The sequence below is a fragment of the Streptomyces sp. NPDC059788 genome, from assembly GCF_042732265.1.
Classification (GTDB): Bacteria; Actinomycetota; Actinomycetes; order Streptomycetales; family Streptomycetaceae; genus Streptomyces.
Genome location: NZ_JBHWHY010000014.1, coordinates 50,586 through 63,373 on the forward strand (window position 1 = coordinate 50,586; position 12,788 = coordinate 63,373).

Genomic DNA, 12,788 nt, shown 5'->3' on the forward strand with positions numbered 1-12,788 from the left:
CGGATGCCTGAAAGTCCGGAAGTTCGAGAGTTTCGAGAGTCTGGAGAGTGAAGACCCGTGTCATCCGCGCATCCGGGCACCGCCGAGGGAGCGGACCGGACCGGCCCGGTGTTCACGCACCGGCAGATCCTGACGGCCATGTCGGGTCTGCTGCTGGCCGTGTTCCTCGCGGCACTGGACCAGACGGTCATCGCCACCGCGATGCGTACCATCGCGGACGACCTCCACGGCCAGACCCGGCAGGCGTGGGCGACGACGGCGTACCTCATCGCGTCCGTCCTGGCGATGCCCTTCTACGGCAAGCTGTCCGACATGTACGGGCGCAAGCCCATGTACCTGCTCTCGATCGCGGTGTTCGTCGCCGGGTCGGTGCTGTGCGCGACGGCCGGGTCCATGGAGGAACTCGCCCTCTACCGGGGAGTCCAGGGTCTGGGCGGCGGCGGGCTGATGTCGTTGCCCACCGCGGTGGTCGCCGATCTGGCTCCGGTGCGCGAACGCGGCCGCTACTTCGCCTTCCTGCAGATGGCCTGGGTGGCGGCCAGCGTCGCGGGCCCGCTGGCGGGCGGGGCGTTCGCGGAAGCGGGTGCGGTGTTCGGCGTCGACGGCTGGCGCTGGGTGTTCCTGCTCAACGTCCCCCTGGGGCTGCTGGCCCTGGTCACCGTACGCAAGGCCCTCGCACTGCCGCATGAGCAACGCGAGCACCGGGTGGACGTGCTGGGGGCCGCGGCGCTGGCGCTGTTCCTGGTGCCCCTGCTGATCGTGGCCGAGCAGGGGCGGTCCTGGGGGTGGGGCGCGCCGGCCTCGCTCGCGCTCTTCGCGCTGGGCGCGGCCGGGCTGGCGCTGTTCGTTCCCGTCGAGCTGCGGCGGGGCGACGAGGCGATGCTGCCGCTACGGCTCTTCCGGCGGGGCGGCATCGCCCTGTGCTCGGCGGTCAACTTCACGATCGGCGTGGGCATCTTCGGTACGGTGACGACGCTGCCGCTGTTCCTCCAACTGGTGCAGGGCCGGCATCCCACCGAGGCCGGGCTGGTGATCATCCCGTTCATGGTGGGCACCATCGCCTCCCAGGTGGTCTCCGGCAAACTCATCGCGGCCTCGGGGCGGTTCAAGAAGCTCGCCGTCGTGGGCCTGGGCTCCATGGCGGGAGCGCTGCTGACCCTGGCGACCACCGGCGCCGGGACGCCGATGTGGACCGTCGCCCTGATCGTCAGCTGGCTGGGCATCGGCATCGGCCTGTCGCAGACCGTCATCACGCTGGCCATGCAGAACGCGGCGCCCAAGAGCCAGCTGGGAGTGGCGAACGCGGCCTCCGGCCTGTGCCGGCAGATCGGTGGCTCCGCCGGTATCGCGGCGCTGTTCTCCGTCATGTTCGCGGTGGCGTTCGGACGCCTGGCCGGTCAGCTGCACTCGCCTCGCTTCGCCGGGGTCCTGGCGGACCCGGCGGTCACCTCGGACCCCGCCGGCCGCCGTTTCCTGAACATGGTCGAATCGGGCCGCGGAGCGGGCATCGACATCGAGGACACCTCGCTGTTCCACGGCATCGACGCCAGGTTGGCGCACCTGGTCACGGACTCCTTCGCACACGGCTTCCACGTCATGTTCCTCGTCGCCGGTGTGGTGCTGTGCGTCGGTTTCCTCATGACCTGGTTCCTGCGTGAACTCGACGACGGCCCGGAGATGCCGCGGCGGGCACGCTAGAGCCTGGCCGATGGGTGGAAGACGCCGGGCTTTTCCGCCCCGTTCCCGCAGGTCGGCCCCTGGATGGGCGATGCCGGCCCGGTGCGCGGACGGTGGTGGGAAAAGGTGCGCGTCACCCGGATGGACGGATGGGTGAGGTCGTGGCGCGCCGGGCGGGCGACGATGGACGCGTGGCGGGGACTGTCCGCTGCGAGCTGCCCCGGGAGCCCATCGTGACCTGTTTCGACCGACGTGATCTGGGGCTGTTGCTCCTCCGTGTGGGCACCGGCGGGGTGCTGGCCGCGCACGGCGCGCAGAAGCTGTTCGGCTGGTTCGGCGGGGGAGGGATCGAGGGGACCGGCCAGTTCATGGAGTCCGTCGGCTACGTACCCGGCAAGGCGAATGCGGCGGTCGCGGGGGGCACCGAGGTCGGCAGCGGTGTGCTGCTGGCGCTGGGGCTGGCCACACCCGCCGCCGGTGCGGCCGCCGCGGGCGCGATGGCGGGCGCCGCCGCCGTACACACCCCCAACGGGTTCTTCGCGCAGAGCGGCGGCTACGAGCACCCGGCCTTCCTCGGGCTGACGGCGACCGGCCTCGCCGTCGCGGGGCCCGGGCGGCTCTCCCTCGACCACGCGGCCGGGCACTGCGTCAACCGAGGCTGGATGGTTCCTGCGGCGCTCGCGGTGACGGCTGCCGCGACCGCGCTGGTCGTGGGTGCGCGCAACAAGAGGGTGAGGGAGGGCGGAGGAGAGGAAGAGGGCGGGGAGGGGTGAATGGGGGAGTGGGGGACGGCTGCTGAGTGGGTGTCAAGAGCATGGGGGCTCAACCGGGTTGGGTTCGTGCGCACATGCAGCCGGGGGAAGCGGAACCTAAGGTCCTTCGAAGCCCCGTGACGTCAGCAGCGTATGGACTGCTGACTCCTGGCAAGAGGCGGGGTGTGTGCCGATGTCTTTGCACACCACGAATGGAGGACCAGTACGTATGCGTAAGTTCAGCCGTGTCATCACGTCCGTGGCGGTTGCCGCGATGGCGGTGACGGGACCGGTCGCTCTCGGCGCTTCTTCGGCGAGCGCGGCCCAGCCCGCCGCCACGGCGTCGGTTTCGGCGCTCGCGGGCAAGGCCCGTTGCAATCCGCTCGAACTGAAGCACAAGGCGGACCAGTACAAGCTCAAGTCCGACCGGTACGAGGCCGCGGCGCGGCACGAGATGGGGCTCGGCCACAAGAAGAAGGCCGTCGCCTACAAGAAGAAGGCGCGGGCCTACGACAAGAAGGCCACCGCTTACCGCGCCAAGGCCAAGCGCTGCCACTGACGCGAATGCGCCGAGGTGGGTCGAGGTGCGCCGAGACGCATTGCTGATGGCCGCGGCGCCGGTTGATCGCCGGGGCCGCGGCCATCGTCGGCGACGAGCCGTGCGGGAGCAAGGCGTTCATGGGGCCACGATCAAGCGTCGGTCGGGCCCAGAGCCGGTTCGGCGCCGTGAACCTGAGTGTCGGCTCAGCCAATCGTCGCGGTCAGGGGTACGACCGGAAGGCTGCCGATGGCGATCTTTCCGTCGGCGAGGCAGCTCGGCTCCGGGCCGCACGGCCCGGCCACCGGCGGCAGCCGCTCGCGCGGCGCCAAGTGCTCCACCGCGACCCGATGCCGCGACCCGATCGGCCGCAGTCGTTTCCCGGGCGTCAGGCCCGTAACCCGTAACCCGTCATCGGCGGTACGGTGTCAGGCCCGCACCTCTTCGCCCGGTACGCGGGTGAGGTGGAAGAAGAAGTCCGCCGGGTCACCCTTCTTGTCCATCACACACAGCAGGACATCGTCGGTCAGCCGGCGGAAGTGGTCGATGACGGGCAGCTGGTCGTAGACCATCGCCGTGGACTGCCTGCCACGGAAGACGACCTCACGCAGGCTCGCGAGGCCCATGTCCGTGTACGAGTAGACGGCCCCGCCCTCGTCGCGGCACAGCAGCGGCTCCACGTTGTCGGCGTCGACGAACCGCTTGCCGCACCACCGCATCTTCGCCAGCAGCACGGCGTTCTCGCTGCTGTGCTCGAACGCGTCGCCCTGCCAGGTGCCGATGAGGAGACCGACGTCGACCGGTTCGAGGCGGTCGAAGAGTTCCGCCAGCTTCGCGGCGTCGTACTCTCCTCCGGACGCGATGGTGTCCAGGACTTCCTGCTCCATGCCCATGGGCGGGCTCTCCCTCGGCTGGGGGACGGACGGGGTGTGCGCCGTGCTGCCCGGCAGGGGAGGCGTGGCCGCCTGGCCGGGCCGTACGGGGTCGAAGCGGTGGTACATCCGCGCGTGCCAGAGCACCACCCGCTCCAAGGCCACCGCGGGACCGTACCCGGTCGCGGTGAGCGGAGCCAGGGCCCGTCGGCAGTTTTCGAGCCCCTCCTCGGCGCGCCGGTACACCTCCCGCTCGGTCAGGCCGCTGGCCAGTACGCCGGACTTCCCCTCGCCCTGTTCCCTGCGGTGGCCGCGCAGGTCGTTGAGCAGCCGGATCGCGATCGCGGCCTGGCGCAGCGCGCTTAGCAGCACGGGCAGGCGCCGGGGGAGTCCCGGCTCGTCCATGAGCGCCCACAGGGCGGTGACCTGCTGTTCGACGCCGATGCTCCAGGCGCCGTACAGCAGGTAGTCGGTCAGCCGGGGCGTATCGCCCCCGGCCGCCGCCGTACGGGCAGCCTCGTGTTCGCGCCGCATGCCGACCAGCGTCTGATGCGTGCTTTCCCGCCAGACGCGGACGAGTTCGGGCCGGCCGTCACGGCGCAGATGCTCGGCGATCTCCGCCAGCGCGCGACACGGGGTCGTCGCCGCCAGGCTACGTCCCGCTCGCCGGCGCGAGCGCCGGCACCCCGTACCTCCGCACCGAACGACTGACGCAACCGGAACAGCAACAGAATCAGCGGAATCAGCGGAGTCAGCGAGAGCAGAGCGATCAGAGCGATCCGTGAAAGCAGCAGAACCAGCGAAATCGGCGGGATCACAGAAATCATCGAGGCCAGATGTCAGCACGACGTGCGTCATCGCACGTGCCGGTCGCGCGCTTGTCGCCCACGCTCGCGCCACGGGTGAACCGTGCACTCGCCCTTGCCACCCGGCATGCCCTCACCCCCCAGCGGGACAACGGCTCATGGCTCGCCACCTCCGCCCCGCGCGTCACCGAGACCGCACTGTGGAGGCCCATTTCGGTGACCGGACAGCCGCTCGGTGCGCCGCCCGCGCGCTCGCCGACGAGCAGTCCCCGTCGGCCGACTTCTTCGCCAACCCGGTCACCACCGCCCTCGCCTCGCTCGCGCTCCAGGCCGCCGCCCGGCACCGCTGCCGCCCGCCGCTGCGCTGAGTCCCTGCCGGCCGGTCAGCTCCCCGACGGGACGTGGCGCTTTTCCACCAGCGACGTCCGGGACACCGCGCTGACGGTACGTGCCTTCCAGGGCGCCGCGGACTTCGACCGCCACGGACTGCCGGGCGCCATCGCGTTCCTGGTCGCGGCCCAGAACCCGGACGGCGGCTGGCCGTACCGCCTGGGCGTCGAGTCCGACAACGCACCACCGACGGCCTCCTCGCCTCCGTACCGCTGCGGCGCACCGCGCAGCCGGCCGAGATCGCCGCGCTGATCGCGTTCCTGGTGTCCGACGACGCCTCGTACGTGACCGGCAGCGATCATGTGGTCGACGGTGGTTACCTGGCCAAGTAGCCGGACGGCCGCAGCCGGGCGCCATCGCCGCGGCGGGCGTGTCGGTGCCCCCGCGCCGCGCCCGCCTCCTCCGGCCGGTCCGTACGGTGACCGGCTCAGCCGAGCCCGGTCATGATGCGGCCGACGAGCTCGCGGTTGCCCTGAGGGACGGCGCCGAATCCGGCGTCGGCGGTGTCGACGCCGGTGGTGTCACTCTTCGGCGCCCCCACGGGGCCGTCGTCGGCCACCGCGGCGGACGCCGCGGGAACCACGGTGGCCGCGGCCAGCACCGCACCGGCCAGGACGAGACGTACACGCATGCAGATCACTCCTCTGTGCAACGGGACAACGAAACGGGGCCGACGGGCCGGGGACGACGGCCAGGGGCGGTCAGGCGATGACCGCCTGAATCCCTCGGGCCGCCCGAAGCGCCCGGACCCCTTGAATCTCCAGCACACCCCTTCTCCCCGGCGCCCGCACCCTGTCCGCGGCACCCGGGTGGTGCCGGTGTCGTCCCTGCCCGCCGCCTGAGCCCGCACCCGGCCCCTCCGGCCGTCTCACCTGTGCGCCTCGACATTCGCCATGTAGCGGGTGCGCGCCGTGCGAATCCTGTCGAACCGCTCGGCCCGGTCCCCGATGGCCCGCTCCTGGTACGCGGCTTTGGCCTTCCACCAGGCGCCGACGAGCGACGTACGGCGTTTGCATGCGACATCGGCCCGCGCGGTGGCGACCTCCGCCCGCGAGGGGGTCTTCGCGCCGGCGTTCCACGCGGGGTCGTTGTCGGCGGCCATCGGGTCCTGGTAGGAGAAGCCTTTCGCCCGCATACAGGCGCTCCGGCGCGCGAACGCCTTCCGTACGGCCGGGGCGCGCCGGGACTGTTCGTACGAGGCGGTCGAGACCTGGTCGACCAGGCTGAAGTCCGCGTTCGGCACTCCGCGCAGCAGTTCCCGCCCGGCCTGCCGAGCCACCTCATACGGACGAACGGCCGCGCATGAGGCGGCCGTTCGCCGTGCGGAGAGACGGTGGAGCCGTTACACCTGGCTCTGTGTGCCGATGGTCGGGGTGGCGCCGTTCTTGTAGAGGGCGATGAGCTTGCTGAAGTCGAACGGCCGCTGGTCCACGCAGGTACAGCGGTACGTGTCGCACTGCTCGCAGCCGACGGTGCACGGCGGCTGGACGTCGGTGTTGCCCTGATTGTGGTCGCGGGTGGCGTCCCAGCCGGAGAGGGCGCCGAGCGCGTTCTCGTGGGCGAACTCGACCAGGCTGCGCTGGTTTTCGAGGGTGAAGACCCGCTTGTTGATGTTGCAGCCGAACATCGGGGTGGCGCCCGTACGGTTCCAGACCTTCCCGGCGTCCCAGGAGGGCCACAGCGAACCGATCTGGCCGTGCATGGCCTTGAGGCCGATGACGCAGCACTCGTACATGTCGGGCGGCGCGCTCTGGCCGAACTCCATGAGCATGCCGTTGACCAGGCCGGGTTCGATGCCGGCGGCGGCGATCTTGGCCAGGAACTTGACGCCGACCGGGCTGAACCCGGCCGAGCCCTCACCGGGCTGCGCGTCGGCGGGGAGGGTGTAGGAGATCTTGAGGCCGGGGTGCTTGACGAGGACCTGGGAGATCGCCGCCGTGTGCCGCAGGTGCGCCGCCTCGTCGGCCAGGAAGTCGCCCTCGAAGTCGAAGTCGATGCGCGCCACCGGGTAGTTGCGCAGGAACGCCTCGTACTGCTCGACGATCTTCGGGACGCTCGTCTCGACGGCTTCCAGGGGCCTTCCGGAGGCCCCGCCGCAGGAGAAGGCGACCTTGCCGCCGGTGGCGGCCAGCTGCTCGATGTCCTTCTTGCCGTACGAGCTCTGGTCGACTTCCCAGTCGGGGCCGTCCTGCCCGGCCCACGCCAGCTTCTTGTTGTTGTTGGCGACGATGAAGCCCAGCATGAAGCCGTCCACGCCGGATTCCTGGGCGTACTGGGGGAGGCTGGGGTTCGGCCAGGCCATGTAGTCCACGTACGGCGCGCGCGGCATGTCCCACGGGCCGCCGTCCGGGAGCTTGTCGGACGTGGTGAAGTCCAGCGGCTGGGACGGCTCGGAGCGGTTGCCCGCGAGGTCCAGGGCGGTGATCCGGACCGTGTACTTGGTCGTCGGGGAGAGCCCGGAGATCACCGCCGTCTCGTCCTTGACCCGCAGCGGCTGGGCGCCGCCGTAGGCCACCTCGTAGCCCCGTACGCCGATGTTGTCGGTGGAGGGGTTCCAGGAGAGCGTGACCTGCGTCGGGCCGACGGTGTCCACCCGCAGGTTGCCCGGCGCGCTCGGCGGCGTCGTGTCGTCGGGTACGTCGGCGGGCTGACCGTTGATCTTGAACTCGGTCGGCAGCGGGCCGGGGCCCGGCTTGGACCGGGCGAAGCCGAGCCTGAACTCCTGGGTGCCGCGCCGCGGCGGAACGGTCTTGCGCTCGGGGACCAGACGCCCGGTGATGACGTTGCCCGACCGCTGCCAGACGAGCCCGTAGACGTCGGTGACGTTCTGGTCGGACTGGACGCGGAAGGAGATCTCCGGATCGACAAGCGGTTCGCTTTCGAAATTCCAGACCGTGGCCTTCATGGTGCCGTACCACTCACCAGGGGATTCCCATTCCGGCGTGACGTACTGCTTTGCCATTTCCACCCCTCGCTTCACGCTTTCGGGTCCAGGGTTTTCCTCCCCCGTTGCGACAGGGAACCTAGGCCCCGAAAATGCCAGCGTCAATCACGGAAACCGGCCAGCGGCGGACGGGGCGCCGGCGCGCACGGGGCGTCGGAAACACGCCCCCGCCGGTCCGGCGGGGGCGATACGGAGCGTGTCCGGGCATCAAGCGGAGGCCGGTCCGCCTGGGAGAGCGCGCGGCGCGGAGCCTGCGCCCGGTGACGCTCCGTCCTCGCCACCGGCTCGTCGGCGGACCGGTGCGACGCCGGAACGCGATGTCCGCCATTGGGCGGAAACGGTCCCGAGGTGATAGCGCGCGGCGTGTTGCCGATGTGTTCGCCTCAATTCATGAGGAGGTCTGTGTTCGCGGGGCCAAATTCGTGCGTGGCGGGTGGCGGTGTCGGTACGCCGCCGGAGCGGGGAATATCCGAATTCAACTACCGATCCAACTGCCGAGGTTCCGCCGTGCGCGCACGAACGTTTTTTTCGGCCCCTCAAGGGGCGTCGGCGCAAACTCCGTTCGAGCGGAACGTGCCGGGTCGCCGCCGCCCCGGCTACGCTGCGACCCATGCCGGATCAGCCGCAGCACCCCAACGTCGCAACGGCCGTCCGCTACCACGAAGCGGTGTCCCGAGGGGCCGTGGGCGACGAACTGGCCCGCTTCTTCCACGAGGAGGCGGTGCAGCAGGAGTTCCCCAACCTTCTCTTCCCCGACGGCGTGCGGCGCGCCCTGCCCGACGTGCTCGCGAGTGCCGAGCGGGGCCGTGGAGTTCTCGGCCACCAGCGCTTCGAGGTGCACAACGCGGTCGCGGCCGGCGACCAGGTGGCCTTGGAAGTGACGTGGGCCGGAACCCTCGCCGCTCCGATGGGCGGGCTGCCCGCCGGTCACGTACTGCGCGCCCACATCGCGGTCTTCCTCGAATTCCGCGACGGCAGGATCGTGGCGCAGCGCAACTACGACTGCTACGAACGTCCGGACCGCGGGTGAAGCTCGGTGGACGAGTGGAGCGCGGCGCACGGGTGGTGCCCGGTCGTATGCGTCGGTGACCGGCTGTCGGATAACGCTGGTGGAGGTGATGGAGGAGGAGATCCGGGCGACCACGGTGGACGCGGGAGCGACGGTGCCGTCCACGGCGTCAGCGCGGCGCTGCGCTCGCGAGCAGCCGGCGGCTGAGCCGGCCGGGGGGCATGCGGCTGGTCCCGGAACCCGACCGGCCTCAGGCCGGAGGACCGGCACGACCGGCCGTCGGCGGGGTGCCGTCGGCCGGTCTTAGGTCAGTTGCCGAGCGCCGCCTTGCGCAGGGACCGCTCCGCGATCCGGGCAGCTGCCGACGCGGGCAACAGGCGGCTGAAGACGAAGGTCTGCAACGTGTTGAGACGGCCGTCGACGACCGCCGGGCCCCGGCCGCGCAACGCAGACATGACGGTGTCCGCGACGGCGTCGGGCTCGCGCTTGCCCGGCATGCGCCGGGTGTTCATCGCGGTGGCGGTCGGCCCGGGGCAGACCGCCACGACCCGTACTCCCGTCGACCTCGTCTCGGCCCACACCGCCTGGGTGAAGGACAGCACGAACGCCTTCGAGGCCGCGTAGGCGGCCACATACGGAGCGGGCGCGTACGCACCGGTGCTCGCGATGTTGACGATCGCGCCCCCGCCCCGCGCGACCATGGCGGGCAGCAGGCGCGCCGTCAGCTCCGCCACCGCGCCGGCATTGAGGTCGACCAGGTGCCGCACCCGCGCGGGATCGCTGCCGGCGACCGGTCCCGTCAGGCCGGCGCCGGCGTTGTTGACCAGCACGTCGACCTCCGTTCCCGCGTTCGCCAGCCACTCGGCCAGCCGGGAAGGCGCATCCTGCTGCGACAGGTCCAGCGCCAGGGTGGACACCTGGGTCCCGTACTCGGCACGCAGCCGCTCGGCCGCCGCCTCCAGGCGTGCGCCGTCCCGTGCGACCAGGACCAGGTGCATGCCCTGCCCGGCCAGCCGCTCGGTGACCGCGGCCCCGATGCCGGTCGCGGCGCCGGTCACGACCGCGGTTCGCCGTTTGGTCTCTTCTTTCCTCTGCATGCCCCGAACGGTAGACTTTGACATTAACGTCAATGTCAAGCCTGGCTCGGTGGAGGAGAACGGCGTGCGCATCGGAGAACTGAGCAGGGCCACCGGGGCCAGCACCCGTTCGCTGCGCTACTACGAGAACCAAGGGCTGCTCTCCAGCGACCGCCGCCCCAACGGATACCGGGAGTACGGTGCGGAAGCCGTGCGCCAGGTCGCCTTCATCCAGGACCTGTACCGCGCGGGGCTGCCCTCCCAGATCATCAGGGACATCCTGCCCTGCACCTCACCCACGCCGCCTCCGGGCGGGTGCACGCAGCTCCTGGCCCGCGTCCGGCAGGTCCGCGACGAACTCGCCCGCCAGGAGCAGCAGATCGCTCGGCGCCGCGAGATGCTCGACCGGTACCTCTCGGGCACGGCGGCCCCCGCCGGCCTTGACGCCGCGGCCGACGGGACCCGTCGCGCTTCGGGTGACGAGTAGCGCGCCGACCGTCACCCGTTGAAGATCACTGAGACCGCCCCCGCTCGTGCAACTCGGCCGCGACGGCGCGCGCCCAGGCCTGTACCTGGTCGAAGTCCCGCCAGTCGTGGGCCATTCCCCGCTTGGCCATCGAGCGGGCGAGGCGGCCCTTCGGGTACGGGGCGAGCCGGCCGCCGAAGGTGACGTGGCCGCGTGCTGTGACGCGGGACATGGCGCGCCGGACTCCCCGGGCGGGCGGGATGTCCTTCTCGGTGGCGCTGGCGTCGAGCGGGCCGCTGCTGAAGAACCACACCGGGCGGTCGCGCAGTGGGGCCCGCAGCCTGCGTACGAGGCGCCGTGCGTCGCGGTGCCAGCGGCCGGCGTACAGGCCGCCGCCCAGGACGACCGCGTCGTAGGCCGCCAGGTCGCCGATCTCGGCGGCCGGACGGGCCTCCGCGGTGAGGCCCTCCTTGCCGAGCGTCGCCGCGATCTCCTCGGCGATGCCCGCGGTTCCCTGGTTCGTCGAGCCGTACGCGACCAGGACACGCTGGTTGGCCATGGTGGTGCACCTCCGTGGCGTACGTGTGCAAGGGGTCAGATCTTGCGGAGCCATGCCTCGGCGATGCCGTGCAGGGCCTGTTCGGTGGGGCGCAGATGGGAGTCGTCCTCCTGGTAGGCGAGCCGGTCGGTGACGCTGACGACGCCGTCGACGCGCCCGGCCAGCCGTACCGCGATGGGCACTTCGCTGCGTCGCCGGAGCTTTCCGGTGAGGGTGACGACGCCGTCGTCGACGGTCACCCCGACGGTGTGCGGGGCGAGCCAGAGAGTACGCACGAGGACGTCCTCGATGATCTCGTCGCGGATGGCGGCGTCGGAGCGGCGGAAGACGGACAGCAGATCGCTGCGGGTGACGATGCCCATGAGACGGCCCTCGTCGTCGACGACCGGGAGGCGTTCGACGTGGTGCGAGGCCATGACGCGGGCCGCCTCGGTGACGGTCTGCCGCGGGCCGGCCGTCACGGCGGGCGAGGACATCAGCTCCCGGGCCGTACGGCCGCGGGCCCCGGTGCCGCGTGACCTGCGCGGGCGCCAGGAGAGGAGGGCGTTTTGGCGGTGCGGCGGGTCCTCCCGGGCCGCCTGGCGGAGCAGGAGGTCGGTCTCGGACACGACGCCCAGGACCTTGTCGTCCCCATCGACGACGGGGACTCCGCCGACACCGTGCCGCGCCAGCAGGTCGGCCACCTCCTTGAAGGAGGCGGCGGGGCCGGTCCTGACGACGTCACGGTTCATGACCTGGTCGATCAGCCGGTGGTTCATTGCCTTCTTCCCCCCTGAGGCCGGGTGCTCTTGGCTGTGGTGGGTCCGCGGTCAGCCGGCGGGGACCAGCACGACCGGGCAGTGCGCGTGGTGCAGCATCGCGTGGGCGACGGGGCCCAGTTGCAGGCCGATGTGGCGGGGGCGGCGGTGGGCGGACAGTACGGCCACGTCGGCCTCCCGGCTCGCCGTGACGAGGGCCTGCGCGGCCCGTTCACGGACGGCCTCGGCGCGCACGGTGACGCCCGGGTACGCCACGCGCAGGGGCGCGGCGGCGTACTGGGGCACGGCTTCGGCGCTCTTGCGCAGGTGCTCCAGTTCGTCCCAGCTCAGGTGGTACGAGGGGCTGTGCGAGCCGCGGGGCGCCGCCGGGTACTGCCAGGCGTGCAGCACGTGCAGTTCGCAGCGGCGCCGCACGGCTTCCTGGAAGGCGTAGCGCAGGGCGTCGGTGTCGTCGTCCGATTCGACGCCGACGAGGACGCGGTCCCGTTCGGCCCCCTGGTCGCCGCGTACGACCATCAGGGGCGTGGTGCAGTGGGCTGCCACGCGCAGGCTCACCGAGCCGAGCAGCAGCCCGGCGAAGCCGCCGTGGCCCCGGGTGCCGACGACGGTCAGCGCGGCGTGGCGGCCGCAGCGCAGCAGTGCGCGAGCCGCGGACTCCGTGGTCAGCGACTCGCTGACGGCCAGGTGCGGGGCGCGGGCGCGGACGCGTTCGGTGGCGGTGTCGACCAGGCGCCGTGCGCTGCTGTAGAGCAGCTTGCCGGTCTCGTCGGTGACCCCGAAGTCGGGCAGCGGGTGCTTGCCCCAGGGCCAGCCGCAGAGGATTTCCAGGGACGCGCCGTGGCGTACGGCTTCGTCGGCGGCGCGGTCGAGGGCGCGTACGGCGGGCCCGGAGCCGTCGAAGCCGACGACCACCCGGCCGGGGAAGGGTTCCGGTGCCATCG

16 protein-coding genes are annotated in these 12,788 nt (G+C 71.6%); 7 read left to right on the forward strand and 9 right to left on the reverse strand.

Annotation, left to right across the window (positions count from 1 at the left end):
- The first annotated feature begins 57 nt into the window (after positions 1 to 57).
- The 3 genes from otr(B) to ACFV57_RS14515 all read left to right on the forward strand — a co-directional run bounded on the left by otr(B) (position 58) and on the right by ACFV57_RS14515 (position 2,988).
- A complete protein-coding gene (gene otr(B) / locus ACFV57_RS14505; RefSeq protein ID WP_385230542.1) occupies positions 58 to 1,698 on the forward strand; it encodes an oxytetracycline resistance efflux MFS transporter OtrB in 1,641 nt (546 codons plus the stop codon).
- A 212-nt stretch (positions 1,699 to 1,910) separates the two neighbouring features.
- Positions 1,911 to 2,450 (forward strand): DoxX family protein, encoded by a 540-nt coding sequence (locus tag ACFV57_RS14510; RefSeq protein WP_385230831.1) that lies wholly within the window; start codon positions 1,911 to 1,913, stop codon positions 2,448 to 2,450.
- 208 nt (positions 2,451 to 2,658) lie between these two features.
- Positions 2,659 to 2,988: a hypothetical protein gene (locus ACFV57_RS14515; RefSeq protein WP_385230545.1), complete on the forward strand. Its 330-nt coding sequence runs from the start codon at positions 2,659 to 2,661 to the stop codon at positions 2,986 to 2,988.
- 185 nt (positions 2,989 to 3,173) lie between these two features.
- Here ACFV57_RS14515 and ACFV57_RS14520 read toward each other — a convergent pair whose 3' ends face one another.
- Positions 3,174 to 3,308 (reverse strand): hypothetical protein, encoded by a 135-nt coding sequence (locus ACFV57_RS14520; protein WP_385230548.1) that lies wholly within the window; start codon positions 3,306 to 3,308, stop codon positions 3,174 to 3,176.
- Positions 3,309 to 3,395: 87 nt separating this feature from the next.
- Positions 3,396 to 4,697, reverse strand: a complete 1,302-nt coding sequence (locus ACFV57_RS14525; protein WP_385230551.1) for a DUF4334 domain-containing protein — start codon at positions 4,695 to 4,697, stop codon at positions 3,396 to 3,398.
- 148 nt (positions 4,698 to 4,845) lie between these two features.
- On the opposite strand from ACFV57_RS14525, the gene ACFV57_RS14530 reads away from it, so the two are divergent.
- Both ACFV57_RS14530 and ACFV57_RS14535 read left to right on the forward strand, forming a co-directional pair.
- Positions 4,846 to 5,013, forward strand: a complete 168-nt coding sequence (locus ACFV57_RS14530; RefSeq protein WP_385230554.1) for a hypothetical protein — start codon at positions 4,846 to 4,848, stop codon at positions 5,011 to 5,013.
- Between the two features lie 33 nt (positions 5,014 to 5,046).
- Positions 5,047 to 5,367, forward strand: a complete 321-nt coding sequence (locus tag ACFV57_RS14535) for an SDR family oxidoreductase (protein ID WP_385230557.1) — start codon at positions 5,047 to 5,049, stop codon at positions 5,365 to 5,367.
- Between the two features lie 95 nt (positions 5,368 to 5,462).
- Here ACFV57_RS14535 and ACFV57_RS14540 read toward each other — a convergent pair whose 3' ends face one another.
- The 3 genes from ACFV57_RS14540 to ACFV57_RS14550 form a co-directional block, all read right to left on the reverse strand.
- A complete protein-coding gene (locus ACFV57_RS14540) occupies positions 5,463 to 5,666 on the reverse strand; it encodes a hypothetical protein (RefSeq protein ID WP_385230560.1) in 204 nt (67 codons plus the stop codon).
- A gap of 237 nt (positions 5,667 to 5,903) precedes the next feature.
- Entirely contained in the window at positions 5,904 to 6,314 is a 411-nt protein-coding gene (locus tag ACFV57_RS14545; RefSeq protein ID WP_385230562.1) for a hypothetical protein, read from the reverse strand.
- Between the two features lie 63 nt (positions 6,315 to 6,377).
- Positions 6,378 to 7,997 (reverse strand): fibronectin type III domain-containing protein, encoded by a 1,620-nt coding sequence (locus ACFV57_RS14550; protein WP_385230565.1) that lies wholly within the window; start codon positions 7,995 to 7,997, stop codon positions 6,378 to 6,380.
- 592 nt (positions 7,998 to 8,589) lie between these two features.
- On the opposite strand from ACFV57_RS14550, the gene ACFV57_RS14555 reads away from it, so the two are divergent.
- Positions 8,590 to 9,009: a nuclear transport factor 2 family protein gene (locus tag ACFV57_RS14555; protein ID WP_385230568.1), complete on the forward strand. Its 420-nt coding sequence runs from the start codon at positions 8,590 to 8,592 to the stop codon at positions 9,007 to 9,009.
- Between the two features lie 287 nt (positions 9,010 to 9,296).
- Here ACFV57_RS14555 and ACFV57_RS14560 read toward each other — a convergent pair whose 3' ends face one another.
- Complete coding sequence (locus tag ACFV57_RS14560; protein WP_385230571.1) at positions 9,297 to 10,085, reverse strand: SDR family NAD(P)-dependent oxidoreductase; 789 nt, start codon at positions 10,083 to 10,085, stop codon at positions 9,297 to 9,299.
- Positions 10,086 to 10,149: 64 nt separating this feature from the next.
- On the opposite strand from ACFV57_RS14560, the gene ACFV57_RS14565 reads away from it, so the two are divergent.
- Positions 10,150 to 10,551: a MerR family transcriptional regulator gene (locus tag ACFV57_RS14565; protein WP_385230574.1), complete on the forward strand. Its 402-nt coding sequence runs from the start codon at positions 10,150 to 10,152 to the stop codon at positions 10,549 to 10,551.
- 25 nt (positions 10,552 to 10,576) lie between these two features.
- Here ACFV57_RS14565 and ACFV57_RS14570 read toward each other — a convergent pair whose 3' ends face one another.
- The 3 genes from ACFV57_RS14570 to ACFV57_RS14580 are packed head-to-tail and all read right to left on the reverse strand — an operon-like array spanning position 10,577 to position 12,786.
- Positions 10,577 to 11,089: a flavodoxin domain-containing protein gene (locus ACFV57_RS14570; RefSeq protein ID WP_385230577.1), complete on the reverse strand. Its 513-nt coding sequence runs from the start codon at positions 11,087 to 11,089 to the stop codon at positions 10,577 to 10,579.
- 35 nt (positions 11,090 to 11,124) lie between these two features.
- A complete protein-coding gene (locus ACFV57_RS14575) occupies positions 11,125 to 11,847 on the reverse strand; it encodes a CBS domain-containing protein (RefSeq protein WP_385230580.1) in 723 nt (240 codons plus the stop codon).
- Positions 11,848 to 11,898: 51 nt separating this feature from the next.
- The gene (locus ACFV57_RS14580; protein ID WP_385230583.1) at positions 11,899 to 12,786 is read right to left on the reverse strand and encodes a universal stress protein; all 888 of its coding nucleotides are present in this window, start codon (positions 12,784 to 12,786) and stop codon (positions 11,899 to 11,901) included.
- Positions 12,787 to 12,788 lie beyond the last annotated feature (2 nt).